This is a genomic window from Bradyrhizobium sp. 26S5 (assembly GCF_036923295.1).
GTDB lineage: Bacteria > Pseudomonadota > Alphaproteobacteria > Rhizobiales > Xanthobacteraceae > Bradyrhizobium > Bradyrhizobium septentrionale.
Window position 1 is genome coordinate 8,349,426 of record NZ_CP145948.1, and the last position, 25,872, is coordinate 8,375,297.

A 25,872-nucleotide genomic window follows, 5' to 3' on the forward strand; every position below is an offset into this window, starting at 1 on the left:
CTCGCACTCTTACTGATCGCAGGTGAAGTCTTTCTGAGGGAATATCGTTAGCAAGTCCTTGCCGCGTCCCATTGACAGTCGAAATTCGGCATAAGATTCAGTGCGCTAGGTAAGAAGTGCCGACCGGCCCCTGGGTTCCGCGGAGCAGGTCTGCGCCGGCTCACGACAACAGCGGCGACCAGGCGGGATCGGAGGCAAATCCGGGCGTCGGCACCCGCAGCTCGTTGCGGCCGGAGACGTCGATGGTGTACAGCGACGGCCCACTGTTGCCGCCGGGATCGCGGAAGAACATCACGACGCGCCCGTTCGGCGCAAAGGTCGGGCCTTCATTGTGGAAGCCCGAGGTCAGGATGCGCTCGCCCGAGCCGTCCGGCTTCATGATGCCGATCGCGAACTGCCCGCCGCCCTGCTTGGTGAAGGCGATGTAGTCGCCGCGCGGCGACCACACCGGCGTCGAATAGGTGCCGTCGCCGAACGAGATGCGCTGGGCCGCGCCGCCGGTCGCCGGCATCACATAGATCTGTGGCTTGCCGCCGCGATCGGATTCGAAGCAGAGCCGCGTGCCATCTGGCGCATAAGACGGAGAAGTGTCGATCGCCGGCGTGTCGGTCAGCCGCGTCATCGACTTCGAGCGCAGATCCATCACGAACAGGTTGGAGTTGCCGCCCTGCTGCAGGCTCATGATGACGCGCTGGCCGTCGGGCGAGAAGCGCGGCGAGAACGACATGCCCGGGAAGTTGCCGACGATCTCGCGCTGGCCGGTCTCGATGTTGAGCAGATAGACCCGCGGGTCGCCCTGCCCGAACTCCATATAGGTGATTTCCTGGGTCGACGGCGAGAAACGCGGCGTCAGCACGAGATCCGTGCCGCGGGTCAGATAGCGCACATTGGCGCCGTCCTGATCCATCAGCGCCAGCCGCTTGACGCGGCGATCCGCCGAGCCGCTCTCGTCGACGAACACTACGCGGGTGTCGAAATAGCCCTTCTCGCCGGTCATCCGCTCATAGATCTGGTCGGAGATGATGTGGGCGATGCGGCGCCAGTATTCCGCCGAGGTGTCGTATGACTGGCCGGCGAGCTGCTGGCCGGTGCCGACGTCCCAGAGCCGGAATTCGGCTTTCACGCGGCCGTTGCCCTGGCGGGTCATGCGGCCGACCACCAGCGCCTGTGCCTTGATGCTCGTCCAGTTATTCAGGTTCGGCGGCGCGTCGATGTTGACCTGCTTCTCGAGAAAAGCCGCCTGGTCGATCGGCGCGAACAATCCGCTGCGCTTCAGGTTGTTGGTGATGACCTGCGCAACACCGACGCCGACTTCGGTATCGCCAGGCGTGCCGGCCGAAAAATTCGGAATCGCGATCGGCACCGGCGCGAACTCGCCGCCCGGGACGGGAATCTGCTTGCGGCCGCCTTCCTGCCCGATGGCTTGACGGAAGGGTGCACCCGCAAGCGCGCCAAAGGCGGCCATTCCGGAAATCATCTGTCGGCGGTTGAGGCGAAACATCATTTCACGCAAATCATTGTTGTCGGTCATTGTCGGTAGACTTTGTCTGCTATTGGCCAAACGTCGCAGCTGATCTCACGTATTATTTTCTTTGAACACCGGCGCGAATGCCTTCCATTCATCGAACCAGCCCACGGGCAGATTATAGGGCTGACATGCGATAATCGCGCGCAAGGCACTCTCCTGATAGACGCGCATGTAGGGCGTGCTTGGCGAGCCTTCCGCCACCGGCATGCGCGCGAGCGTGCCATCGCGCTTCAGATCGACATCGATCACCACCTGGGTCCGCTGCTCCTCGATGCTACCGTAGGGCTTGTTCTTCCAGCAGCGTTCGACTTGCTGCCTGAACATCGCGCCCCAGGTCGCGGAGTTGTCGGCGGCCTTGCCCTTCGCCGTGCCGAGTGCAGCGTTGGCGTTGAGCGTATCGCCGGTCGCCGCGGCGCGCGTCGGGTCTCGCTTGTCGAGCAGCGCTGCGATCTTGCTCTGGTCGAACACGCGATCCTTCGGCTTCTGCTCCGGCGGCGGCTTCGCGGCCTGCTCAACCGGCTTCTGCGGCTTCTTCTCTTCCTTCTTGATCGCTTCCGCGATCGGGTCGGGCTTCACCGGATCGGGTTTCTTTTCGACCGGCTTCGGCTCTTCCTTCGGCTTGTTCTCGACCTTCTTCGGCGGATCCGGCTTCTTGTCTTCCGGCTTCTCCACCTTCGGCGTCGGCTGCGGCGCGGTTTCCGTCACCACCGGCGGCTTCTTATCTTCGACCTTACCGACCATGTCGTCGACCGGCTTGGCTTCGGCGACCTTGTCGACCAGCGGCTTGGGATTTTCCTTCTTGCCGTCCTTCTGGCCGGTCATGACATGCGACAGCTGATCGGCCGAGATGACGTCAACAGCGACGGACTCTTCTTCCGGCATCACGTACGCCCTGGTCGAAAACGACACGAGGCCCCACCCGATCACGAGGACGTGCAGGACAATCGATGCCGCCAGAGTCTTGTCGACCTTGACCTTCAATTCAGGCTTCCTCGTGCCGCTTGCCGCACATGGACTCATCATGTTGGAGCATGATCTGGCCGGAAAACCGGTTTCCACTTTTCCGGATCATGCTCCTAGCCACCTTCAGGGATGATGACGATATTCGCCTTGAACCCCGCGGTCCGGATCTCCCCGAGCAATTTCATCATATCCGTGTAACAGACGTCCTTGTCGCCACGCAGATAGACCACTCTTTCGGCCTCCGACCGGGCCTCGCCGATGGCCTTGATCTTGGGCAGAAGATCGGCGGCCGCGATCGACGCGTCACCGAGATAGAGCTCGATGTTCGAGTTACAGCCGCCACCGGTGCGCTTGACCGACAGCGTCAAAGGCGGCGCATTGGACGACATCGACTTGCCGCCGCTGGCGACCGGCAGGTCGATGTCGATGTTCGACGTCATCAGCGGCGCCGCCACCATGAAGATGATCAAGAGCACCAGCATCACGTCGACCATCGGCGTGACGTTGATCTCGGCCATGACAGGCTTGCGCCCGCCGCGGCGACGCCCGCCGCCACCGGACCCTGCCATGCTCATCGCCATGATCGCACACTCGCCAAAGTGACCATCATATATCCCGAACATGATGCGAGCATTCGCATCATGTTCTCATCTCTCTGTCTGAGCATGATCTTTTCGGAAAACCGGTCTCCACTTTTCCGGATCATGCTCTAGCCCCGCTCGTCGATCTGACGCGACAGGATGGCGGAGAACTCGTCGGCGAACCCCTCCAGGCGCTGGGCCTGCCGGTTCACCTCCGAAGTGAACTTATTGTAGAAAATAGTCGCCGGAATTGCGGCAATCAGGCCGATTGCGGTGGCAAATAGCGCCTCCGCGATGCCCGGCGCCACCACCGCCAGCGAGGTGTTTTTCGAGGCCGCGATCGACTGGAAGCTCGACATGATGCCCCAGACGGTGCCGAACAGGCCGACAAAGGGGCCGGCCGAGCCGACCGTGGCGAGCACCAGAAGCCGCCGTTCCAGCCGCTCCACCTCCCGGGCGATCGAGACGTTCATGACCTTGTCGATCCGGGCCTGCAGGCCGGCAAAGGACCGCGACTGGCTCTCGAAGGAGCGCTTCCACTCCCGCATCGCCGCGACGAAACAGGCCGCCATCGACTGGGTCGGCTTGGCCGAAAGCGCCCGGTAGAGCTCCTCGATCGACTGGCCGGACCAGAACGCCTGCTCGAACTTGTCCATCGCCCGCTTGGTGCGGGCATAGAGCAGGATCTTGTCGATCGCGATCGCCCAGACCCAGACCGAGCAGGATAGAAGTCCCAACATCACGCATTTGACGACCCAATGGGCCTGCCAAAACAATGCGATCAGCGACACATCGCTCGATGCCAGTGGCAGCGTTGACTGAGCCACGTCGGCGGGATTCATCGGCAATATCCTCTCAACGCAAGTGTCCCTATCAGGCGGGCCGCCAGTCGGCACCGGTTCCACGGCCGCGTATCAGGCGCGGCAAAACTGCGCGAGAGCCTCTTACATCTGTCGCATGGGGGGCCCGTCCAAAAGCCGGGCCCTGCTTCCCCTGCCAACATGTCAAAACGAGGGCTTTTCGCGCGGCATTCCGACCCTAACCAAACGCTAATCATGGTTAAGGCGAGGTTACCAAAGGGAAATTTGGTGGCGGGAAATGCCGCCGGACGAGGCGGTTGGCGGGTTCCCGGGATGAACGGTTTCCGCCGGAGGGGATGACCCCTTCCCCATGTCGTCCCGGCGCAGGCCGGGACCCATAACCCCAGGATTGGGCTGGTGAGGAAAGCTGTGGCCCCAGCGTCGCGCAACAATCACCTTCAGTGGTTATGGGTCCCGGCCTGCGCCGGGACGACACTGAGTTTGTTGCGCCACTCGTGAGTCAGACATCCGCGTTCTCGCGACATGATCCGCCCGAGCTTTGCTCTTCGTTCCGCCCTCCTCGATCAGAGGGCGCAGGGAAAGCCGGGTGCCGATCGCACCCATGGGCCCCGTGCAAAGGTAGAAAGCACGGGGGTAGGACCACAGGTGTAACCGGAAACGCCGGCTTTCCCTGCGCGATGGGTTACGGCTTATTTCGTGCTCTCCCCGGCGAGACTGGGCTTGCTTGTCACCGCCTTCGCAAAACGCCTTCGCGTCTTGCGACGAGACACCTGCCGCTAGGGCGTCAGGACCACACGACTTCACCGTCCGCTTCGCGTGCTCTCGTCAGTTCCACGCTCGGCGTCCACCGCATCCCACACCGCGTTCGTGACGATCGCGAAGCGCCCCTCAATCGGGTGAGACGGACGAACCATACACTGAGTTGCCATTCCGATAAACCGAAATAGTTTTGCTCCTGGGGCTTGCGCCGTCGGGCAACTCAGCGGCACGCGCGCGTGAGGGAGCCACCGGCGGCAGGGTTCCCTCCCCCCTCTTGTCCGCCGAAGCCTCTTGGCGAAGGCGGATGCGGGGGAGGGAGCCTGAGAAGCGTGCTCACCTCACCGTCATTTCTGACTCACACTGTACGCGCCCCGGAATGACGGAGATATGCGCGCCTCAGCTCAAATGCCTGATGATCGCGAGGCCGGCGAACAGACCCGCGATCGACAACACGACCGAGCCCGCGACATACACCGCCGCAAGGCCGAGCTCGCCGCGTTCATAGAGCACCGCGGTGTCGAGCGAGAAGGCCGAGAAGGTGGTGTAGCCGCCGAGGATTCCGGTCATCAGGAACAGCCGCCAGGGCTGCGAGGCCTCGCCCTTGAAGGCGAGATAGCCGGCGATCAGGCCCATCACGGTCGAGCCCGTGATGTTGATGATGAAAGTGCCGTAGGGAAACGCGGTGCCGATGCAGCGCGCGCAGGTGACGTTGATCAGCTGGCGCAAGGTTGCGCCGAGACCGCCACCGAAGAAGACCAGGAGATAGCTTGCCGCGTTACCCACCAATGCCCCCGCTGGTGTGTGGTCAGGGTGGCGGCGCATTTACCGCACACTCGAATCACCCACCCTGATAGGGAGGGTCGACGCGAATGAAATGAGTGGCGGGGCGGGGTCACAGTCTCTCCGGTGAGAGACCGCGTGTTGAGAGAGTTGACCCCTCCCCGTTTCGCATTTCGCTTCGCTTCATGCGAAACGACCCTCCCCTTTCCGGGGAGGGTGACGAGTCGTGAGACGACCGAATCCGCGCTCAGCCGGCCTTGCCGAACAGCTCGTCGACGTAGTCCCAGTTGACCAGGCTGTCGACGAACGCCTTCAGATAGTCCGGACGGCGGTTGCGGTAGTCGATGTAGTAGGAGTGCTCCCAGACGTCGACGCCGAGGATCGGCACCGCGCCGTGGACCAGCGGGTTCTCGCCGTTCGGGGTCTTGGCGATCTCGAGCTTGCCGCCCTTGACCTGCAGCCAGGCCCAGCCGGAGCCGAACTGGCCGACGCCGGCGGCGGCGAAATCGGTCTTGAACTTCTCGAAGCCACCGAGGTCCTCGTTGATCTTCTTCTCGAGCCGGCCGGGCAGCTTGCTGCCGCCGCCATTCGGCTTCATCCACTTCCAGAAGTGGATGTGGTTGTAGTGCTGGCCGGCATTGTTGAAGACGGCCGCGTTCTTGCCGAACGAGCCCTTCACGATCTCCTCGAGGGACTTGCCTTCGAATTCGGTCCCCTTGATCGCGTTGTTGCCGTTGGTGACGTAGGCCTGGTGATGCTTGTCGTGGTGAAACTCCAGCGTTTCCTTGGACATGTAGGGCGCAAGGGCGTCGTGGGCGTAGGGCAGATCGGGTAGCGTGAAGGTCATGGGGTAATGTCCAACAGAGGGTGGGAGACTACACTTAACGGGTCCCCCTTATAGAAGGTTCCATCGCGGAGAAACACCGCATTTTCGGATCGTGTATGACAGATCGGCACAGCCGAGCACCCAAGGCCCAGGACCCCCGCGATGAGCATCGAAATCGACATTCTCAACGGAGATGCGTCATGGCGGCGCGCCGAGCCGCTGCTCCGGTCGGTGTGGAGCCCAGATATCGTCGAGAAACAGCCCTGGGCCGACATCAAATGGGCTCACGCGGATTTGCGCGTGCTGCTCGACGCGCCCGACGACAGCGGGCTGGCCTGCCATGTCGGTATCTACTTCCGGACCATCACCTGGAACGGCCACAAGGTGCATGTCGGCGGCATCGGCGGGGTCTCGACCCGCGAGGACTGCCGGCGGCGCGGCTATGCGTCGCTCGCGCTCGACGCCGCTGTGCACACCATTCGTGCCAATGATGCGGTGAAATTTGCAATCTTATTCTGCGAGCCGCACAATTTCGCGTTCTACCAGGCGCACGGCTGGCATCCCTTCACCGGCGAGGTCACTTGCGAACAGCCGTCGGGGCAGATCCGCTTCGAGGCGATGGCGCCGTTCGTCAACGACATCGTCCGCGCGCCGCGCCAAGGCAAGATCGACCTATGCGGCCTGCCGTGGTGACCCCTGCGCGCGCGGCGGTGGCGAGAGGTGCCTGCGCGCCTTAACATGTCACTCATCATTTATTGATTGCAGGCTTTCACAAGGTGACCTCGAACTACGGCCGCAAGCATACTGCGCCCCCTCTCCCGCTTGCGGGGGAGGGTTGGGGTGGGGGCTCTCTCCACGAGTCGCACCGTGGAGAGAACCCCCACCCGCCCCGCGCTGCGCGCGTGTCGGCCTCCCCCGCAAGCGGGAGAGGCGAAGCAAGGCAAAGCCTCTTCGCATGACCATTGACGCCTCGATCGACGACGTCAGGCCCGCCGCAGTCGCGCCTGCGGTACCGGTCGATCATTTACTGACGGCGCCGATCCTGCCGACGCTGCTGAAGCTCGCGATCCCCAACACCATCGCGATGTTCGGCTCGACCCTGGTTGCGGTTGCCGAGACCTCCTATATCGGCCGGCTCGGCACCGAGCCGCTGGCGGGCATCGCGCTGGTGTTTCCGTTCGCGATGCTGACGCAGATGATGTCGGCGGGCGCGATGGGCGGCGGCGTCTCGTCGGCGATCAGCCGCGCGCTCGGCGCCGGCGACCGCGACCGTGCCGCCGATCTGGCGCTGCATGCGGCGATCATCGGCGCCTGTGCCGGACTGTTCTTCACCGTGATGATGCTGGGCTTCGGCCAAAACTTCTACGCGCTGCTTGGCGGCCGCGGCGGCGTGCTCGAGCAATCCTTGCATTACTCGCAGGTGCTGTTCTCCGGCGCGATCTCGATCTGGCTGGTCAACACGCTCGCCTCCGTGGTGCGCGGCACCGGCGACATGCGGATTCCCTCGATGACGCTGATCACCGTCTCGATCATCCAGATCGCGGTCGGCGGCGTGTTCGGTCTCGGCCTGTTCGGCATGCCCGGTCTCGGCATGCGCGGCGTCGCCGCGGGCCAGCTCACCGCCTTCACGTGTGGTGCGATCTTCCTTGCCTGGTATCTCGCCAGCGGCCGCAGCCGGCTCAAACTCGACTTCGCCGCCTTCAGCTTCCAGCGCGCGATGTTCCTCGACATCCTCAAGGTCGGCGCGATCTCCTGCCTGTCGCCGCTGCAGAGCGTGCTGACCATCCTGATCTTCACCAAAATCCTGGCGGGCTTCGGCACCGAGACGCTGGCCGGATACGGCATGGGCTCGCGGCTGGAATTCCTGCTGATCCCGATCGCGTTCGCGGTCGGCGTCGCCTCGGTGCCGATGGTCGGCATGGCGATCGGCGCGGGCCTTGTGACGCGGGCGCGCAAGGTGGCGTGGACCGCCGGCACCGTCGCCGGTCTCGTCGTCGGGCTGGTCGGGCTTGTGGTCGCAGTCAAACCGACGCTGTGGATCGCTTTGTTCACCCGCGATCCCGGCGTGACCGCGGCCGCCTCGTCCTATTTCGCGCTGGCTGGACCTGCCTTCGGCTTCTTCGGCGTCGGCGTCTGCCTCTACTTCTCCTCGCAAGGAGCGGCCAAGGTCGGCGGCCCGGTGCTGGCCGGCACCATCCGCCTGCTGCTGGTCGGCATCGGCGGCTGGTGGTTCGCTACCGTGAGCGCGCCGGCGTGGACGCTGTTTGCGCTGGTCGGCGCTGCCATGGTGGCGTTCGGCCTCGCCACCATCGTCTCGATCAAGCTGACCCGCTGGGGATAGCATGATCCGGAAAAGTGCGAAGCGGTTTTCCGAAAAAGATCATGCTCAAACAAAGAGCTAAAGCGCGACAGCGCACCGCGACGCACCGGAGCGTTGCCTGAGCATGACCGTCCCGGAAAAGAGCAAGAAAATTTTCCAGACGGCGCGCGCCTGATCGCGCGAATATGACATTGCAGAAATCTTTCGACTTGTTATGCAGGCCGACCTTCTGGGGGATCAATCATGGCCTGCCGATTCGGATTCGTGATCGCAATCGTCGCGACGGCGCTTGCCGTGCCTGCCGCGCATGCGCAGAGCGCGCCTGAGCCGGCCGGCGTCTGGCAGACCCAGGCGGGCGATGCCCGCGTCAAGATCAGCAAATGCGGCGGCGGCATCTGCGGCGTCGTGGTGAGCCTGCGCGACCCGATCGATCCGATGACCGGCAAGCCGCAGGTCGACAACAAGAATCCCAATCCGTCGCTGGCCAACCGGCCGATCATCGGACTGCCGCTGTTCGCCGGCATGCATCCGGTCGCGGCGGGCAAATGGTCGGGCCAGATCTACAACGCCGACGATGGCGGCACCTATGCAAGCAGCGTCACGGTGACCGGCGAGAGCACGCTGCGCGTCGAAGGCTGCGTCGGCGCGCTGTGCGGCGGCGAGACCTGGACGCGCGTCGGACGGTAGAGTCTAGCTGAACAGCAACCGCAAAGGGATTGCGCCCCCTCTCCCGCTTGCGGGGGAGGGACGGGGTGGGGGCTCTCTCCACGAGTCATATTGTGGAGAGAGCCCCCACCCGTCGCGCTCCGCGCGCCGACCTCCCCCGCAAGCGGGAGAGGTGCACCGAATTCGCGGTCAGACCGAATCTACGCCGCCCGCGTCTTCAGCACGGTGGCCGCCGAGGCGTAGCCGCCGCGGGCGCCGTCGATGAAGTGGACGTGGTCGGCGCGCATCACCGACGGCGTGAAGCAGGTCATCATCGCGGCATCCTGTTCGTGCAGGCCGTAGCGCACGACGCCCTGCGCGGCCGCGGCGACCAGGCGCTGTTCGAGCTCGGCGGCGAGCTCCGGCGTGCAATCCAGGATCATGCGCAGGCCGTCGTCGAACTTGCGGAAGTCGGAATTCTCGACCACCTGCCGCACATAGTTTTTCGGCACGAATTTGCCGACCGGGATATTGAACCGCATCAGCGTGTAGGCCCACAGCGTGAACGCGAGCACCGCGGCACGGCGCAGCGCGAGCGAGCCGCCGCGCCGCGCGCGGGCCTCGTATTCAATCCCCTGCGGCGGCCAGCGCAGCGGCGGGCCGCTTGCAGGCACCGGCCGTCCGGCCTCCGGGCTCTTCTCGACCAGCACGACGATGTCCTCGATCACCTTGCGGAAGGCTGCGGGATCGGCGTCCGTCGCCGGCAGCACCAGGACCGAGAGGATGACGCCGCGCACTGAAGGCATCACCTCGAAGCGGCAGGACAGGCCGGACAGATCGGGCTGCGTGCCCGACGGCGCCGGATCGACCGCGAACTCGCCGCGCTTCATTGCGGCATCGGCGTAAGCCAACCCGCCGCCGGAGAACATCGCATAGGACAGATTGGCCGACGGCCCGAAGCGCGCGACGCGGACATCGGCGCCCGCGGCGCGAATCGCCGTCATCGGCACCAGCGCCACCCGCAGTACCAGATCGAGGTCGTCGCGCACCCAGCGCGCGGTCGCGGCCAGCGCCTCGCGCGCTTTGTCGAGATCGGCGGGGGAGATCGCGAAGCTCGCGCCGTCGCCGCCGAACACGAAGGGGAATTCGCGGCCATCGAGCGCATTGGTGACGGAGGCGACCACCGCGGCGCCGGCCATGTTGACCGCCTTGTAGCGCTGGGCCGCGATCGCCTTGGTCGACTCGACGATATCGGCGACGCCGACCGTCCAGTCATCGGGCAGCCGCGCATACAGCGCCGGATCCATCAGGCGCGCGAAGCCGCGAAAAACCGGAATGCTGCCGTAAAAGATCTCGCTGCCGCCCACCATCGCAACGCCGCGCCATTGTTCGCCACTGTAGGACTCTCTAGCAGATACGTGGCAGTTTGGGATCGGGTTTTGCCTCGCAGCCCCCCGCCCTCCGCGACCGTCACCCTGAGGAGCGCGCCTTGGCGCGCGTCTCGAAGGGTCGACGGCCCGGCTGTCCGCACGAGCGGATGGTGCCCCGTGAAAACATTCGGGGCCGATTCATCCTTCGAGGCTCGCCCAGCGGCGCAAGTGCGCCGCAAGGCTCGCACCTCCAGCGTCAAAGGCGGAGCCTTTGCGCGGGGATGACGGGGATAGAGGGCGCGTCCCTATCACTTCACGCCGCCTCGCCTGCCGTTCTCCACGGCGGAAACGGATCGCGGAGTTTTTTCCAGGCCTGCGGGTCCATGCCCGGCCGGCCGGTGACGAGGCAGGCATCGAGCCGGCGGCGAATGTCGTCCTCGTTCATGCCGGAGCCGATGAACACCAGCTCCTGGCGGCGATCGCCATAGAGATCGTTCCAGCTCCGCTGCATCATCAGCTGCCAATCTGGATGATCCGGCCAGCGCTCGCGCGGGATCGCCGCCCACCACGAGCCGAGGCCTTCAGTGCGGACGATCGCGCCGGCCTGGCTCATCTCGCCGCACCAATCCGGGCGCGTCGCGATCCAGAAATGGCCCTTGGCGCGGATCACGCCGCCCCAACTCTCGCGCAGGAAGCCGTGGAAGCGCGCCGGATCGAACGGCCGCCGCGCGCGATAGACGAAGCTCGTGATGCCGTATTCCTCGGTCTCCGGCACGTGCTCGGCAAAGCCGTAGAGCTCCTTGTGCCAGAGCGGATGCTGCTGCGCGCGCTCATAAGCAAAGCGGCCGGTGTCGAGCACGCGGTCGAACGGGACTTTTGCAAAGCTCGCCTCGACGAGGTCGGCGTCGGGATTGAGCGCGCGCACGATGGTGCGGGCTACCTCGCGCTCGGCCGGTGTCGCGGCATCGATCTTGTTCAGCACGACGACATCGGCGAACTCGATCTGCTCGACCAGCAAATCGACCAGCGTGCGCTTGTCGCCGTCGAGCGCCTCGCCGCGCTGGCTCAGGAAATCGGTCGAGGCGTAGTCCTTCAGCAAATTGGCGGCGTCGACCACCGTGACCATGGTGTCGAGCCGCGCGACGTCGGAGAGGCTTTGGCCATCTGCATCGCGAAACTCGAAGGTCGCGGCGACCGGAAGCGGCTCGGAAATGCCGGTCGATTCGATCAGCAGATAGTCGAAGCGGCCGCTCTCGGCCAGCGCGCGCACCTCCTTCAGGAGATCGTCGCGCAGGGTGCAGCAGATGCAGCCATTGCTCATCTCGACCAGTTTCTCGTCAGTCCGGGACAGGTTCGCACCGCCATCGCGAACCAGGTCGGCATCGATGTTCACCTCGCTCATGTCGTTCACAATCACCGCAACCTTCAGGCCGTGGCGATTGTTCAGCACGTGGTTCAGCAAAGTGGTCTTTCCAGCCCCGAGGAAGCCGGACAAGATGGTGACGGGGAGTTTTTGCATCGAGATCAAACAGTTGCTGGAGGGATGGGCGACGGCGGGACATGGGTCATTGGATATGTAATGTTATAACATAACATCATTGAGGCGACGACCTGTCAAGCGCCGGGATGCGGGGCAGTCGGTTTATGTCTCCATGAAAGCGTAGATGGGGTAACGGGCCGGCCGCCCGCTCGCTACGGCGCGATTTGGAAGCGCGCTCGCGAGCGGCCTGTTGGTTGGAAGGCGGTCGTCCCTCAAACTGATGGTGTCAATAAACGGAGTCGGGCAAGCCCGCTCCAAGCATCATTAAGGGACGACCATGTACCACTATGCAGGAATCGACGTGTCTTTGGAATGCTCGAGCGTCTGCCTTGTCGATGGGACAGGTAAGATTTTGCGCGAGGCGAGGGTTGCGAGTGAGCCGGAGGCCTTGATCACCTGGTTGCGGTCGCTGGGGTTGGTGCTGGAACGGATCGGGCTGGAGGCTGGTCCGCTGTCGCAATGGCTCTACGCAGCGATGCGGGATGCGGGCCTGGCAGTCGAACTGTTGGAGACGCGGCACGTCCGCGATGCCTTCAAGGCGATGCCGGTGAAGTCGGACCGCAACGATGCCCGCGGGATCGCGCAACTGATGCGGCTGGGCTGGTTCCGGCCGGTGCACTGCAAGTCGATCGAAGCGCAGGAGACGCGGGCGGTTCTGACGGCACGCAAGCTGCTGCAGTCCAAGCTGCGCGACATCGAGAACAGCCTGCGCGGCGTGCTCCGCGGCTTCGGTCTGAAGGTCGGCACGACCACCGAGCGCACGTTCGCCGAACGCATCCGGGAGCTCGTAGCGGGCCATCCCGGACTTGAGATCGTGGCACAGGCGCTGCTCGAAGCCCACGCCGTGCTGCGGCGCGAGTTCAATGGCCTGGATAAGCACACCCAAAAGCTCGCCAGGTCGCACCCTCAAGCCCGCCTCCTGATGACGACACCGTCCGTCGGCCCGATCGTGGCGCTTACCTACGCCTCGGCGGTCGACGACCCGAAGCGCTTCCGGTCCTCGAAGGCGACGGGAGCGCATTTTGGCCTCACCCCGAAGAAGTACCAATCGGGCGAAACCGACTATACCGGCCGCATCAGCAAGATCGGCGATGCCTCCGTGCGCGAGGCGCTCTATCAGGCGGCTCACGTCATGCTGACCAAGCCGGTCAGGAACTGCTCGGCGCTGAAAGGCTGGGCGATGCGGATCGCCCGGCGCGCAGGCCTGCGCAAGGCCAAGGTGGCGCTCGCACGCAAGCTCGCCGTCGTTCTGCATCGCATGCTCGCCGACGCCAAACCGTTCAACCCGATGGCCAAGGCCTCGGCAACCTAAGCAAGGAGCAGCAATCGGTTCTGGGCGGGCCACGACACCAGGCTCTCCCTGAGCGAGGTCCCTGCGCCGGGACGATGGATCCGGTCAGGCCGCCATCCGGGAAGTGGCTCACAACCACGCTTCCGTAGATTGGCCGGCCGGCTCCTCAATGCACCCCATCAGGCGACGGCCTTCGCGCCGATCCCGTACAGAAGCAAGTGCCCGGCGAGTGGATCACGCAAAAAGGGATTGACTTACAAAGGCCCGTTACAGAAGCCCGGATGAACGGAGCGATATCCGGGGGTCAACTCGCGCCTACGGCGATGCTCCTGGTCCCGTCATGCTGAGGAGCCGCGAAGCGGCGTCTCGAAGCACGACGGCCCGGCTCTTTCCGCGTTGATGCATCGAGGCCGTGCATCCTTCGAGACGCGCGCAAGTGCGCGCTCCTCAGGATGACGGGGATAGAGAGCTACGAACCTTCCCTACTTCGCCACACCGCGCAGCACGAGCTGGTTCATGCGGCCGGCGAAGGCGGCGGGGTCGTCGGGTATCTCGCCGTCGAGGATCTGCGCCTGCTCGAACAGCAACAGCGACAGGTCCTTGGCCTGCGCGGTGTCGGTCGCGAGCGCTGCGACCAATGGGTGGCGCAGATTGATCTCGAGGATCGGTTTAGTGATCGCGCCGCGGTTCTGCTGGGCGAGCAGCCGCTCCAGCGCGCGGTCGCGCGCGTCACCGCCGGCGACCAGACACGACGCGCTCGCGGTCAGCCGCTGCGAGGCGCGGACGTCAGAGACGCGCTCGCCGAGCGCATCCTTGATGACAGCGATCGTGGTCGCGGCATCGGCTGCGGGCTCGTCCTTGTTGTCGTCCGTGTCATCGGCCAGCGGAATCAGGCCGAAATCGACGTCGCCCTGGCTCAGCGACTTCAGCGGCTTGCCGCCGAAATCGAGCGGTGCCGAGGTCCAGAACGCGTCAACCGGATCGGTCAAAAGCAGCACCTCGATGCCGCGGGCGCGCGCCGATTCCAGCTTCGGGTTCGACTTCAGGCGCTCGACGCTGTCGCCGACCAGATAATAGATCTCGGTCTGGTTCGGCTTGAGATCGTCGACATACTGCTTCAGCGAGCGGTTCTCGCCCGACGTCGTAGTGAAGCGCGCCAGCGCCAGCAGTTTTTCGCGGCGCTCGAAATCCTCGTACAGGCCTTCCTTGATGACCGGGCCGAACGCATCCCAGATCTTGGCAAACGTCTCCGGCTCCTTCTCGCCTATCGTTTCCAACTCGCCGATCACGCGGCTGGTGACGGCTTTGCGGATTTGCGCGAGCTGCGGATTGTTCTGCAGCATCTCGCGCGAGATGTTGAGCGGCAGGTCCTCGCTGTCGATCACGCCGCGGATGAAGCGGAGATAAGCCGGCAACAGCTCGGCATCGTCGGCGATGAAGACGCGGCGGACATAGAGCTTGACCTTGCCCTTGCGCTCGACCTGGAACAGGTCGAACGGCTTTGTCGATGGCGCAAACAGCAGCACGGCGTAGGACTGCCGGCCTTCGGCACGGTAGTGCAGCGTCATCGCCGGCTCGTCGAAGGCGCCTGCGATCTGCTTGTAGGCCTGCGCATAGTCTTCCGGCGAAAGCTCCGACTTCGAGCGCTGCCACAGCGCGCTCGCCGAGTTGATCTGGCGCGGCTCGCCCTCCTCCGGCACCAAAAGAATCGGAAACTGGATGTTGTCGGAATATTCGCGGACGATGCGCTCGATCTCGTAAGCCTCGAGATATTTGGCGGCGTCCTTTTTCAGATGCAGCACGATCTCGGTGCCGCGCACGACGCGCTTTGCCGCCTCCTCGCTGGCCGGCGCGATCTCGAAGCCGCTGCCGCCTTCCGACGACCACACCCACACTTCATCCGAGCCGGCGCGGCGGCTGGTGACGACGATCTTGTCGGCGACCATGAAGGCGGCGTAGAAGCCGACGCCGAACTGGCCGATCAGATTGGCGCCGTCCTTGGCCTCGGTCAGCTTCGACAGGAACGATTTGGTGCCGGAGCGCGCGATGGTGCCGAGATTGTCGATCAGTTCCTGACGCTCCATGCCGATGCCGGTATCGACCACGGCGAGCGTATCGGCCGCCTTGTTCGGGATAATTTTGATCTCCGGCGGCGTGCCGTCGGTGATCAGGCCGGGATTGGCGATCGCCTCGTAGCGCAGCTTGTCGCAGGCGTCAGATGCGTTCGAGATCAGTTCGCGCAGGAAGATGTCGGTCTCGGAATAGACCGAATGCACCATCAGGTGCAGCAATTCGGCAACCTCGGCCTGGAACGGCTGGGATTCGGCGGCGGCAGTTGATGTCATGCGGAAACTCGGACAATCGCAGGTGGCGGGAAAGCCCTGATATAGCGCGATCGCACCGCCTGGCAAGCCAAGCGGCGGGAACCGTCAGTCCGAGATCGCCGCGAGATAGCGCTCGACCGAACGGTCGAACGCCGCTTTGGCGTCGGAGGCGATGTTCTTGCCCCACCAGGCGCCATAGATCCGCTCAAAGGCCAGCGGCGCGACCGCGTGCGCGACGCGGCGGACCGCGGATGCATTGAGCGGGATGTAGTTCGGGTAGGAATACATGAAGCTGACCGAGCGGCGGTCCATCGCGACCATCGCGATGTCGCCGGTCAGCAGCGCACCGCGCCCGTCGGCACCCTTGCGCCAATGCAGCATGGTGGCGCCGGCAAAATGGCCGCCCGCCCGCACCAAAAGGATATCGTCGGAGATGCGATGGCTGTCGCCCTGCCACGGCACGATCGACGGATGAGGCCGCGTCACCCATTGCGCATCGTCGCCATGCAGATAGACCGGCGCATTGTCGAACGCCGCGCTCCAGTCGGCGACCGCGCCATAGTAATGCGGATGCGAGATCGCGATCGCCTTCAGCCCGCCGAGCGACCTGACATGTGCGATCGCCTCGTCCGTCGCCAGCGGCACGCAATCCCACATCACGCAGCCGCCGCGGTCAGGCACCAGGAGCGCGCGCTGCCCGATCGCAAATGCCGGCTCGAGCGCGATCCCGACCAGATCGAGATCGTCGCGCCAGACCAGCCGATGCCGCGCGGCGAACTCCGCGCGCGTCAGCCACGTCTGCCCCTTCCAGTTCACATATTGCCGCTCGTCCTCACAGATCGGGCAGGACGGCGGCGGCGCCGCGGTTTCAGGAAATTGCGCGCCGCATTGTTCGCAGGTCCAGATAGGCATTGGGAGAAGCCACGCGTTGGAATGAAGCCGGTCCCGCTCTACGTCAGCAGCGCGCCGCGTTCAATGCCTGCGCCCCAGTTCCATCTGCATCTCCGCCGGAGCTGTGCCGAACTTCCGGCGGAACGAGCGATGGAAATAGGACAGGTCGTTGAAGCCGGCCGTATAGGCGATGTCGCTGACCTTGCGGCCGGCGCCCTGCTCCTGCAGCAGCAGCCGGCGCGCCAATAGCAGACGCTGCTCGAGCACGAATTCCGAGAACGTGGTCCCGGCGGAGGCAAACAGGCGCTGCGCCTGCCGCGTGCTCAGCGCATTCGCCCGCGCGACCACCTGGATCGTGAGGTTGCCGTTGTCGAGATTCTTCAGCACGTCGGCCTTCATCAGATCGAGCCGCGTCTTCGCCACGCCGTCGCCTGCAGCCAGTTCCTTCGCCTCGGCACTGCTGCCGAGCACGAGACCGACCAGATCGGCCAAATGATGCGCCGCCGCCTGCTGGCCCGGCACGTCCAGATCGCCGGCAAGGTCGGTGCAGAGCGCAGAATAGCGTTCGATCATCGCGCTCAAGGCCGGGTCGCGCCCGAGCGCGCGCGCCAATTGCGTCTCGACGGATGGCGCCACCTGAAGCAGCAGGCGCCGCGGAAACCGCGTCGTCATAAAGCTGCCGGACTGGGTGAGATCGGCGGTGCCGACGATATTCATTTCGGTCAGGCACATCTGGCCGCGCGCCAGCTCGATCGCCTTGCTGCCCTGTGTGACCTGCACCTTGCCGCGCGTCGCGAAGATCAGGACGAGGTCGTCACAGCCGTCGTCCAGCAGGGCGCGGGTGCGGGCAAAGCGGGCCGAACCGCCGCGTGGCGTCGCGATCGCGACCGTATGCAGCAGCGTGAACTCGTTGTGGCAATCGATGCGATTGTCGTCGGTCGGTCCGACATCGAGCCGGCAGAAGCCGCGGCAAATGCCCTCGCGCCACGCCTCATAGGCCGGCCCCCTGGCCAGCCCGTGATGGAAAATCGAGAACCGGTTGGGCACCTGCGTCTCGGACATGATCCGTGCTCCGAAAGCGCGATCGATCGAAACGAGGCGATGAACGATCGCGTTCTACCAGATATGCGCAGGTCGGGTGCGCTTGTCGTTCCTGTCCCTACGCTTGGCGCGACGGTCCACGACTCCGGCGGGGAGCCTGATACCACTCCGCCGATTGCTGGTAAAGCTATTCACGAGATGCAACCCTATGATGCGAAGTGCGGAAGCCGGGAATAAAACCGCGCAGCAGTTTCGTGACGCGGCACTGCCGTGCCTCGACGATGCCTATGCGTTCGCCCAGGTCCTGATGCGAACCCCGGCGGAGGCCGAACAGGCCGTGCAGGAATGCTATCAGCGCGCACTGCGCCAGTTCGACGGCTTGCGTGGACCGGCCGTGCGGCCGTGGCTGCTCGCGATCCTCAAAGCTGTCTGTCAGGAGAAGCTCGGCGAGAAACCCGGCCGCCGCGGCACGCCGGCGGATGCTGCCGGCACGAATGGAACTCCCGCCCCGCGTGGCACCCCGACCATCCAACAACTCGTCGACGAACTGCCCGCGCCGCTCGGCGAGGTCATCGCGCTGCGCGAAGTTATCGATCTCTCCTACAAGGAGATAGCCGAGGTCACCGGCGTTCCGGTGACCACCGTGATGTCGCGCCTCGCAGAGGCCCGCGCACGGCTGCTCGCGGCGCGCCGCGCCGCAAAGGCAGCGCCGGAGGCGAGACCCGCAGGCGGCGCGTCAAAGCTGACGGTCTACCGCGCGAACGCCTGTTGAACCGCCGAGGACTCAGTGACGCCGTTGGCGATCAGGAGCTGAAGCAGTACGCGGGCCTTCTGCGGATTGAGATCGAGCGCGACCGCAAAGCCGAGCTTGTCGTCCTCGACCTCGACGTTGCGGTTCACGAAGCCGGAGCCGACGCGGCTCGAGCGCACGACCACGACGCCCTGCTTCGCCGCGGCCGCCAGCGCATCGATCGCGCCCTTCGATGAATTGCCGTCGCCGACGCCGGCGAGCACGATGCCCTTGGCGCCGCGCTTGACCGCGTCCTCGATCTCGGCGGCATCCATGTTGGCATGCGAATAGATGATGTCGACCCGCGGCAGCGGCGGCGCATCCGGCAGCTTCAGCTTGGCACCCTTGGCTGGAACGGCCGGCTGCAGGAAGCGCAGCGAGCCGGTGTCGACATAGCCGACCGGCCCGGCATCGGGCGAGCGGAACGTCTCGACGCTGGTCGTGTTGGTCTTCTGCACCCAGCGCGCCGCATGGACGGTGTCGTTGAGCACCACGAGCACGCCGCGGCCGCGGGATTCCGGCGCCGAGGCGACCCGCATCGCCTCATAGAGATTGGCCGGACCGTCGGCACCGATCGCAGTCGAGGGCCGCATCGACCCGACCAGCACAACCGGGATGTCGGTGTCCAGCACGTTCTGCAGGAAGAACGCCGTCTCCTCCATCGTGTCGGTACCATGCGTGATGACGACGCCATCGACCTCCTTGTTGTCGATCGCGGCGCGGATCCGCTTGACCAGATCGAACCAGACCTTGTCGTTCATGTCCTGCGAGCCGATCGACGAAATCTGCTCGGCCGAGATCTGGGCAAGATTCTCGATGCCCGGAATGGCCGCGACCAGATTCGCCGAGCTGACCTTGCCCGAGTCGTAGGCATTGCCGGCGCGTGCGCTGGCCTGGCCCGCGATGGTGCCGCCGGTGCCGAGCACGAGCACGCGGGCAAGCGTGGTGTCGGTGGCCCTTTGAGCGACCGCCGGCGCCGTAAGCCCGATGACAAGGGCGGCGGCAAGGCCGGCGATCCATCGCGCGGAATAGCTTGATTGAACCGAGTGCAGCATCATTTTCTTTCCCCAGTGACAACTTTCCTGCCCACAACTCGTGGTTTATCCCGCAACAAATCGACGAAGTTGCGGCGGAAAATGTCGTGGACGAAATCCCGGCTCTCGCCGTGTTTCTCCGCCACTCCCGCAAAATCTTGACATCTCCTGGATGACGGCGCACATTTTTCGAAGATTATTCGAATTTTGGTGAGGCCATGCATTTCGAGCTTCCCGACGATCTCCGCGTTCTGCAGAGCCGCCTGCGCGAATTCGTGCGCAGCGAGCTTAAGCCCCACGATGCCGCGATCGAGGCGACCGGCGAGGTGCCCGAGAGCGCCATGGCCGGCCTGCGCAGGATGGGATTGTTCGGAACCAACACGCCAAAACAATTCGGCGGCCTCGGCCTCTCGATGCTGGGCAGCTGCATCGCGACCGAGGAGCTCGCGAAGGCCCACACCGCCTTCTACTATCTGAGCGGGGTGAACGTTCATATCGGCTCGAAGGCGATCGAGTTCTACGCACAGCCCGCCGTTCGCGACCGATGGTTGCCCGAGCTTGCCAGCGGACGCGTGATCGGCGCCTTCGCGCTGACCGAGCCGAACGCCGGATCCGACGCCGCCCGCATCCAGACCCGGGCGCGGCGGGACGGCGATCATTACGTGCTCGACGGAAGCAAGACCTACATCACCAATGCGCCGGTCGCCGGCGTCTTCACCGTGTTCGCCACGCTCGACCCGTCCGCCGGCGCGAAGGGCATCGCTGCCTTTGTCGTCGATGCGAGGACGCCGGGCCTGAGCATCGGCCGCCTGGTCGAGATGGCCGCCGGGCGCGGCTCTGATCATGCCGAGGTGATCTTCGAGGGCTGCCGCGTGCCGCGCGAGAATCTGCTTGGCCAGGAGGGCGAAGGCTTTGCCATCGCGATGCGGTGCCTGGATGCCGGACGCACGCATTGGGGCGCCTATTGCGTCGGCGCGGCGAGCCAGCTGCTGGACTATGCGCTCGATCATGTTTCCGAGCGGGAAACATTCGGACGCAAACTGCGCGACCATCAGGGCATCGAGTGGCAGATCGCCGACATGGCGAGTTCGCTGCACGCCGCGCGCCTCGTCGCCTATGAGGCGGCCTGGCGTTACGACCAGGGCGACGCGGCCGCGCGCACCGCCGCCGCGGCGCTCTCCAAATATACCGGCGCCGACATGGTGCAGCGCGTCGCCGACACAACCATGCAGCTGTTCGGCGGTGCCGGTTATTCCAAGGACCTGCCGCTCGAACGTATCTGGCGGGAAACACGGGTGGTGCGGATTCTGGATGGCACATCCGAGATCATGCGCCAGATCATCGCCCGCAATGCGTTCCGCAGCCATGAACGGCGCAACACAACCATCTGACAACGGCCTCTTCCACTTTATGTTGCAATTGTCCTTGGTGATCCGCTTCCGCTGTCTTAGTGTTTTGCGGGGATGGGAGATTCTTGTTCTGACGCGTTTTCTTTGCGCGAACCGGTATCCATCCCGGATCAAGTCCGGGACAGGCTTCGCTCGAAAGCGCTCTTGGAGAAGGAAGTGGCTTCAGGGACGACACTCAAGCTCAAGCAACAACGCAGCCGCGACCGGCGCGAGCAGATTCTCTCGGCAGCCACCAGGCTGTTTGGCGAGAGAGGCATTGACGGCACCTCGCTCACCGACATCGCCGCGGCGGCCAAGGTGCCGCTCTCCAGCCTCTATGATTATTTCGAGGACAAGCGCGCGCTGGTGCTCGATGTGCCCGCGGGCAATTTCGAGGCGCTGTATCAGAAGACCGAACCGCTGCTGGTCAAGGGTGGCGACCCGGTCGAGCAGCTCCGCATCATCTTCCTGACCAACTTCCAGTACATCAAGGACAACCCGGGCTGGGGCCGCGTGTTCTTCCTGGAGATATGGCCGAGCGTGCTTGCCGCCGAGCCGCGGGTGAAGAAGGCCGTCGACAAATACGCGCTGCTCTATGTGCAGCTGCTGAAGCAGGCGAGCCGCGCCGGCACCTATCGCAGGAATCTCGACCCCTACACGGCGATGTCGCTGATGATGGGCGGGATGTGCCACCTCACCGCGGTCTGGCTGCTCTACGGCCACAAATACGATCTGGTGAAGAAGGGCAAGGCACTGTTCACCACGCTGCACAACGGGTTCGTTCGGCGTTAGCGGCTGCCCTGTCCCGGCTCTCGTAGGATGAGTGGAGCGAAGCGATACCCATCGAACTGGTGGCGAAATGATGGGTATCGCTGCGCTCCACCCATCCTACGCGCTACGCACAGAACGAACCGGCATGGCGGTTCTCATCCGAGCATGATCTTTCTAAAACCGTTACACAACTATGCTGATCCTGCTCTACTATGACGCTGTGTGCGCGCGCTGTGCGGAATGCGCGGGGTTGGGGAAGGGAACGAACCGATGGACGTCAAGGCTGTCCTGCCGCCGCGTGGCCGCGACTATCGCCTGGATCTCTTGCGTGGCTTCGCCAACTGGGCGATCTATCTCGATCATATCCCGAACAACGCGGTGAACTGGGTGACCCAGAAGAATTTCGGCTTCAGCGACGCCGCCGACCTGTTCGTGTTCATCTCTGGCTACACCGCATCATTCGTCTATGCGCGGATGATGCTCGAGCGCGGCACCGTGATCGGCGCCACCCGCCTGATCAAGCGGGCCTGGCAGATCTACGTCGCGCACGTCCTCTTGTTCGTGATCTATATCGCCGAGTGTCCGTCGTCAGATAATTTGAGACTAATCAGGCTTTTCGAGAAGGGAGGCTCTGGCTCATCTGTTGTTGGAGTTTAAGCGGCCTGCAGTTGGTGCTGCAAGCGGCGGTTTGCGATGGTCTCACGCTTGATGCGCTGTCGTTCGGTTAGGATGGTCTCGGCTCTGCCGAAGTAGACGTCAGCCGGGGTCAGGTTTTTGATGCTCTCATGATAGCGGACGTGGTTGTAATGCTCGACGAAGGCGCCGATCCGCCGTTCGAGGTGGTGAGGTAGATAATAGTTCTCGAGCAGAATGCGGTTCTTCAGGGTCTGATGCCAGCGCTCGATCTTTCCCTGGGTTTGGGGATGATACGGAGCGCCGCGCACGTGCTGCATGCCCTTGTATTCGAGCCACCTGGCCAGATCGTCCGCGACGTAACTCGAACCATTGTCGCTGAGAAGCCTCGGCCGGTGCGCGACGGTGATGTGGTCAAGGCCGGAGGCCGCGAGTGCCTGGTCGAGTGTGGCCGTGACGTCGGAGGCACACATCGTGGGACCAAGCCTCCAGGCGACGATGTAACGCGAGAAGTCATCGAGCACGGTCGACAGGTAGTACCAGCCCCAGCCGGTGATCTTGAGGTAGGTAAAGTCGGTCTGCCAGAGCTGGTTGATGGCGGTGGTCTTGTCCTTGAACTCGTTCGCCGCCTTGATCACCACATAGGCGGGGCTGGTGATGAGGTCATGCGCCTTCAGCAGCCGATAGACCGATGCCTCGGAGACAAAATACTTCCGTTCGTCGGTGAACCGCACGGCCAGCTCGCGCGGCGACAGCTCGGGCAGCTCCAGCGCCAGGTCGATGATCTGGCCCCGCACATCGTCGGGGATGCGATTCCATATCCGGTCAGGTCGAGACCGGTGGTCAGCCAGCGCCTCGACGCCGCCATCACGATAGCGATCATACCATCTATAAAACGTGGCGCGTGGGATCCCGAGCTTGTCCAGCGTGCGCTTGGCCGGCAGGTGCGACTGCTCGACCAACTGGATGATCTCGGCCTTCTCGGACGCAGGATATCTCATGCCTCGTCCTCCCCATCCCCGTTCATGCTTTTTTTGAGTAGGCGGTTCTCAAGGGTGAGGTCGGCCACGACTTCCTTCAATGCGGCCGTCTCACGACGGAGATCCGTCACCTCGCCGGAGGTCGCCGCACGCGCCGTATCGCCCGCCAGGCGGCGCTTACCGGCTTCGAGGAACTCCTTCGACCAGCCGTAATACATTGAGGCGGCAATGCCCTCACGCCGGCAGAGCTCGGAGATGTTCTCCTCGCCCCGCAGTCCTTCCAGCACGATGCGGATCTTCTCTTCCGCCGAATACTGCCGGCGGGTCTGGCGCCGAATGTCCCTTAGTACCTGTTCTGCCGGCGCTTTGCCCGGTCCGGATTTCTGCTTCATCTTCGCTCCTGGTGGCTACGATGAACCAGAAATCCTCCCTCCGCAAAATCCTTCAATTTGTCTCACACGCCCTGACGGCAAACACTCCTGTCCAACTGACCAAGAAGGAGATCGCACGAGAGATTGAAGAGCTCTCGCGCGAACGCGGCGGCGCACCGGAGTCAACGGAGTGGACTAACGATGGTCAATCCGTAATCGTAAAATGGGGAGATCTGAAGTTCGAGCAACTCACGCTTGCCTCTCTTGAATACGGCGCGCTGGGAGAAGGACGAGACATACACTCCGGCGTACTCGTCGACCCTCTCGGCGACGCTCAGGCGTCTGCAAACAAGGGCCTATCTGTCTATCGTGCGGGCGGCGGCAAAGGCTATGTTTATACGGCGAGCTTCGACAAGAAGGGACAAGGACACCGGCAATATATCGCGATCAACGGCACGGAAATCAGCCAAAGGCTGCTGGAAACAGCCGTATCTTCGGCGCTCGACAAGGACCGGCGCCTATCAGGCAACGACTATTCTCTTTGGCCTGAGGTCGCGTTGGCATTCCGACGATTTGCGCGGGATACTTCGGTCGAAACAGCCATTGCGAGCGTCGACACCGTTTTCGATCGATATCCGTCAAAAAAGTATCGCACGCACGTTTGGCCGATGCTTCCGTCCGGTGCCATCGGGCACCTTGCCGATCATATGCACTATGCGTTGGACATCTACGGACCGAAAACCGATTTCCCGGAAGTCCGGAAATCGATCGAAGCCTTTCTTGCGAAAAATCCTTCAGATCGCTTCGTCGAGTGTCTTCACTATGTGGTCGGCGATCTCGACGAAGCACTCAAGAAGAGCTCCGACGACTCTCCGATAAGAGCGGTTTTGCACTATGCAATCGGCTTGAGAGAATTGGGCAATGTACTGCACGATGTTTATGCGACCCTGAAGAAAAAGCAGACCGATATTGAGGAGCCGGATACGGTGGTCGAGCGGGTAAGCGATCTGATACGAGATACCGATCTCATGAACGGCAAGTACATAGTCGACGTAATACCTGACTACTCCGCGCGCGTCAGCCGGATCTACCCCCATTTTGAAGCCGTTCTCGCCGATCCAAAAACACCTCACGCCGATGATTCCGCCTTCATGCTGGGTTGGCTGAAAATCAACGAAGGGAAGCTCGATCAAGCACTGCCCTATCTATCCAAGGCGATGATTGTCGGAAACGGAGACTATAAGGATCCGGGCGCAAGGAGGGCGGTCCTTCGCGCCGTCTCGGGTCTTCCAACGACCGAAATGCGATCAATCGTCGACAAGGATGCCAACTTCCCGAAGCAGCCGATCCTCGCTTACGTCGCCGCCAGATCGGCATATCGAGAGTTCAATTACTCGCTCGCCATTACGCTGGCCAACCGATACCTGAAGCTGATGGGCATCACGCCTGAAAGCTTGCCGTCAACGACGAGCCCGGAACGGATAGACGCGGCCCTTCAGAAGTTCGACGCCGAGGAGCGAGACGATCCGAATCTTGTTGAATTGCCATACTTACTTCAGGCGTCGAGAGAATTTATCGACTTCATCAATTTCACCACGACGATTCAGAGCAAGCAACCGGCCGAGGTAATACAGCGGACCCGAACCATAGTCATAAAGTACTCAACGATCATCGACGACGAGAATCCCAAGCGGAAGAATCTGAAGAAGTATGGCTTGTTGGAATTCACGCATCGCGACCTGCGGCAAGCAATCCATATGGCCGATATTGCTCTCTCCATCACACCGAAGGCTCCTTCATACAACAAGCTGCGCGAATGGCTTTACTATCGGAAGGTGCGCTTGTCGGCCACTTTTGCCCCGGACAGCGTCGCGGCGACCGTTAATAGCATGCAGGCCGAATTCCCGAACTCCAACCTGTTGGACGATGCGTTAGCGGAGCAGCTTTATGCCGAGGGTCTTGGCAAGAAGGACTTGGCGGCGGCGCAAGCGACCTTCAAGCGACTCCTCGAAGTCTCACCGAATGGAAACGCCGTCGACAACGCCTACTCGATCATGGCCCAAACACTTGCATGCGCCGGCAAGGGTGAGGAAGCAAAGAAGATGGACCAGGAAATCGTCAGGCGATTTACTTTCACACGCCACGCGGACGATGCGCGAGGACGGTTAGCGGGAGACTACAGCGTGCGCACCTGCGACGATGACGAATGACAGGACGCATCGAAA

At 63.4% G+C, this 25,872-nt stretch carries 21 protein-coding genes and 1 pseudogene; 9 read left to right on the forward strand and 13 right to left on the reverse strand.

Features of this window, described 5'->3' with window-relative positions:
* Nucleotides 1–160: 160 nt before the first annotated feature.
* The 6 genes from tolB to V5279_RS39605 all read right to left on the reverse strand — a co-directional run bounded on the left by tolB (nt 161) and on the right by V5279_RS39605 (nt 6,279).
* A complete protein-coding gene (gene tolB / locus V5279_RS39580) occupies nt 161–1,504 on the reverse strand; it encodes a Tol-Pal system beta propeller repeat protein TolB (protein ID WP_029085487.1) in 1,344 nt (447 codons plus the stop codon).
* 72 nt (nt 1,505–1,576) lie between these two features.
* On the reverse strand, nt 1,577–2,509 hold the full coding sequence (locus V5279_RS39585; RefSeq protein ID WP_338692271.1) for a cell envelope integrity protein TolA: 933 nt from the start codon (nt 2,507–2,509) through the stop codon (nt 1,577–1,579).
* A 95-nt stretch (nt 2,510–2,604) separates the two neighbouring features.
* A complete protein-coding gene (locus V5279_RS39590; protein ID WP_338692272.1) occupies nt 2,605–3,072 on the reverse strand; it encodes a biopolymer transporter ExbD in 468 nt (155 codons plus the stop codon).
* Nucleotides 3,073–3,200: 128 nt separating this feature from the next.
* Nucleotides 3,201–3,914, reverse strand: coding sequence for a protein TolQ (gene tolQ, locus V5279_RS39595; RefSeq protein WP_029085484.1), 714 nt, complete (start codon nt 3,912–3,914; stop codon nt 3,201–3,203).
* Nucleotides 3,915–5,048: 1,134 nt separating this feature from the next.
* Nucleotides 5,049–5,435: a fluoride efflux transporter CrcB gene (gene crcB, locus V5279_RS39600; RefSeq protein ID WP_338692273.1), complete on the reverse strand. Its 387-nt coding sequence runs from the start codon at nt 5,433–5,435 to the stop codon at nt 5,049–5,051.
* A 244-nt stretch (nt 5,436–5,679) separates the two neighbouring features.
* Complete coding sequence (locus V5279_RS39605) at nt 5,680–6,279, reverse strand: superoxide dismutase (RefSeq protein WP_021078629.1); 600 nt, start codon at nt 6,277–6,279, stop codon at nt 5,680–5,682.
* A 141-nt stretch (nt 6,280–6,420) separates the two neighbouring features.
* Here V5279_RS39605 and V5279_RS39610 point away from each other — a divergent pair, with 141 nt between their 5' ends.
* The 3 genes from V5279_RS39610 (at nt 6,421) to V5279_RS39620 (ending at nt 9,265) form a co-directional block, all read left to right on the forward strand.
* Nucleotides 6,421–6,951: a GNAT family N-acetyltransferase gene (locus V5279_RS39610; protein WP_338692274.1), complete on the forward strand. Its 531-nt coding sequence runs from the start codon at nt 6,421–6,423 to the stop codon at nt 6,949–6,951.
* Between the two features lie 262 nt (nt 6,952–7,213).
* Nucleotides 7,214–8,599 (forward strand): MATE family efflux transporter, encoded by a 1,386-nt coding sequence (locus V5279_RS39615; RefSeq protein ID WP_338692275.1) that lies wholly within the window; start codon nt 7,214–7,216, stop codon nt 8,597–8,599.
* Nucleotides 8,600–8,821: 222 nt separating this feature from the next.
* Nucleotides 8,822–9,265 (forward strand): DUF2147 domain-containing protein, encoded by a 444-nt coding sequence (locus tag V5279_RS39620; RefSeq protein ID WP_338692276.1) that lies wholly within the window; start codon nt 8,822–8,824, stop codon nt 9,263–9,265.
* A gap of 179 nt (nt 9,266–9,444) precedes the next feature.
* On the opposite strand, the gene V5279_RS39625 is transcribed toward V5279_RS39620, so the two are convergent.
* Together V5279_RS39625 and zigA are read right to left on the reverse strand one after the other, a co-directional pair.
* Nucleotides 9,445–10,593 carry a DUF3095 domain-containing protein gene (locus tag V5279_RS39625; RefSeq protein ID WP_338692277.1) on the reverse strand — a complete coding sequence of 383 codons (1,149 nt, stop codon included), beginning with the start codon at nt 10,591–10,593 and terminating at the stop codon, nt 9,445–9,447.
* A gap of 313 nt (nt 10,594–10,906) precedes the next feature.
* Nucleotides 10,907–12,112 (reverse strand): zinc metallochaperone GTPase ZigA, encoded by a 1,206-nt coding sequence (gene zigA, locus V5279_RS39630; RefSeq protein WP_338692278.1) that lies wholly within the window; start codon nt 12,110–12,112, stop codon nt 10,907–10,909.
* Between the two features lie 298 nt (nt 12,113–12,410).
* On the opposite strand from zigA, the gene V5279_RS39635 reads away from it, so the two are divergent.
* The gene (locus V5279_RS39635) at nt 12,411–13,445 is read left to right on the forward strand and encodes an IS110 family transposase (protein WP_166294930.1); all 1,035 of its coding nucleotides are present in this window, start codon (nt 12,411–12,413) and stop codon (nt 13,443–13,445) included.
* A gap of 461 nt (nt 13,446–13,906) precedes the next feature.
* Here the strand turns inward: V5279_RS39635 and htpG are convergent, their stop codons facing one another.
* The 3 genes from htpG to V5279_RS39650 form a co-directional block, all read right to left on the reverse strand.
* The gene (gene htpG, locus V5279_RS39640; protein WP_338692279.1) at nt 13,907–15,769 is read right to left on the reverse strand and encodes a molecular chaperone HtpG; all 1,863 of its coding nucleotides are present in this window, start codon (nt 15,767–15,769) and stop codon (nt 13,907–13,909) included.
* A gap of 84 nt (nt 15,770–15,853) precedes the next feature.
* Nucleotides 15,854–16,660: an MBL fold metallo-hydrolase gene (locus V5279_RS39645; RefSeq protein WP_338692280.1), complete on the reverse strand. Its 807-nt coding sequence runs from the start codon at nt 16,658–16,660 to the stop codon at nt 15,854–15,856.
* A gap of 60 nt (nt 16,661–16,720) precedes the next feature.
* Nucleotides 16,721–17,701, reverse strand: coding sequence for an AraC family transcriptional regulator (locus tag V5279_RS39650; protein WP_338692281.1), 981 nt, complete (start codon nt 17,699–17,701; stop codon nt 16,721–16,723).
* Between the two features lie 187 nt (nt 17,702–17,888).
* Here V5279_RS39650 and V5279_RS39655 point away from each other — a divergent pair, with 187 nt between their 5' ends.
* Nucleotides 17,889–18,452 carry a sigma factor-like helix-turn-helix DNA-binding protein gene (locus tag V5279_RS39655; protein WP_166302673.1) on the forward strand — a complete coding sequence of 188 codons (564 nt, stop codon included), beginning with the start codon at nt 17,889–17,891 and terminating at the stop codon, nt 18,450–18,452.
* Here the strand turns inward: V5279_RS39655 and V5279_RS39660 are convergent.
* Nucleotides 18,431–19,528: an asparaginase gene (locus V5279_RS39660; RefSeq protein WP_338692282.1), complete on the reverse strand. Its 1,098-nt coding sequence runs from the start codon at nt 19,526–19,528 to the stop codon at nt 18,431–18,433. The genes V5279_RS39655 and V5279_RS39660 overlap by 22 nt on opposite strands.
* A 194-nt stretch (nt 19,529–19,722) precedes the next feature.
* Between V5279_RS39660 and V5279_RS39665 the strand changes: the two genes are divergently transcribed.
* From V5279_RS39665 to opgC, 3 genes and pseudogenes are all read left to right on the forward strand, one after another.
* The gene (locus V5279_RS39665; RefSeq protein WP_338692283.1) at nt 19,723–20,895 is read left to right on the forward strand and encodes an acyl-CoA dehydrogenase family protein; all 1,173 of its coding nucleotides are present in this window, start codon (nt 19,723–19,725) and stop codon (nt 20,893–20,895) included.
* Between the two features lie 174 nt (nt 20,896–21,069).
* On the forward strand, nt 21,070–21,684 hold the full coding sequence (locus V5279_RS39670) for a TetR/AcrR family transcriptional regulator (protein ID WP_166302664.1): 615 nt from the start codon (nt 21,070–21,072) through the stop codon (nt 21,682–21,684).
* A gap of 249 nt (nt 21,685–21,933) precedes the next feature.
* Nucleotides 21,934–22,239: pseudogene (opgC, locus tag V5279_RS39675) on the forward strand (OpgC domain-containing protein); the annotation flags it as partial.
* Nucleotides 22,240–22,316: 77 nt separating this feature from the next.
* Here the strand turns inward: opgC and V5279_RS39680 are convergent.
* Nucleotides 22,317–23,668, reverse strand: a protein-coding gene (locus V5279_RS39680; RefSeq protein ID WP_338692284.1) for an IS3 family transposase whose coding sequence is annotated in 2 segments (ribosomal slippage) — nt 22,317–23,332 and nt 23,332–23,668 — 1,353 coding nt in all. Because the reading frame shifts where the segments join, the coding sequence is not laid out codon by codon here.
* Between the two features lie 20 nt (nt 23,669–23,688).
* Between V5279_RS39680 and V5279_RS39685 the strand changes: the two genes are divergently transcribed.
* Entirely contained in the window at nt 23,689–25,857 is a 2,169-nt protein-coding gene (locus tag V5279_RS39685; protein WP_338692285.1) for a hypothetical protein, read from the forward strand.
* Nucleotides 25,858–25,872: the final 15 nt, after the last annotated feature.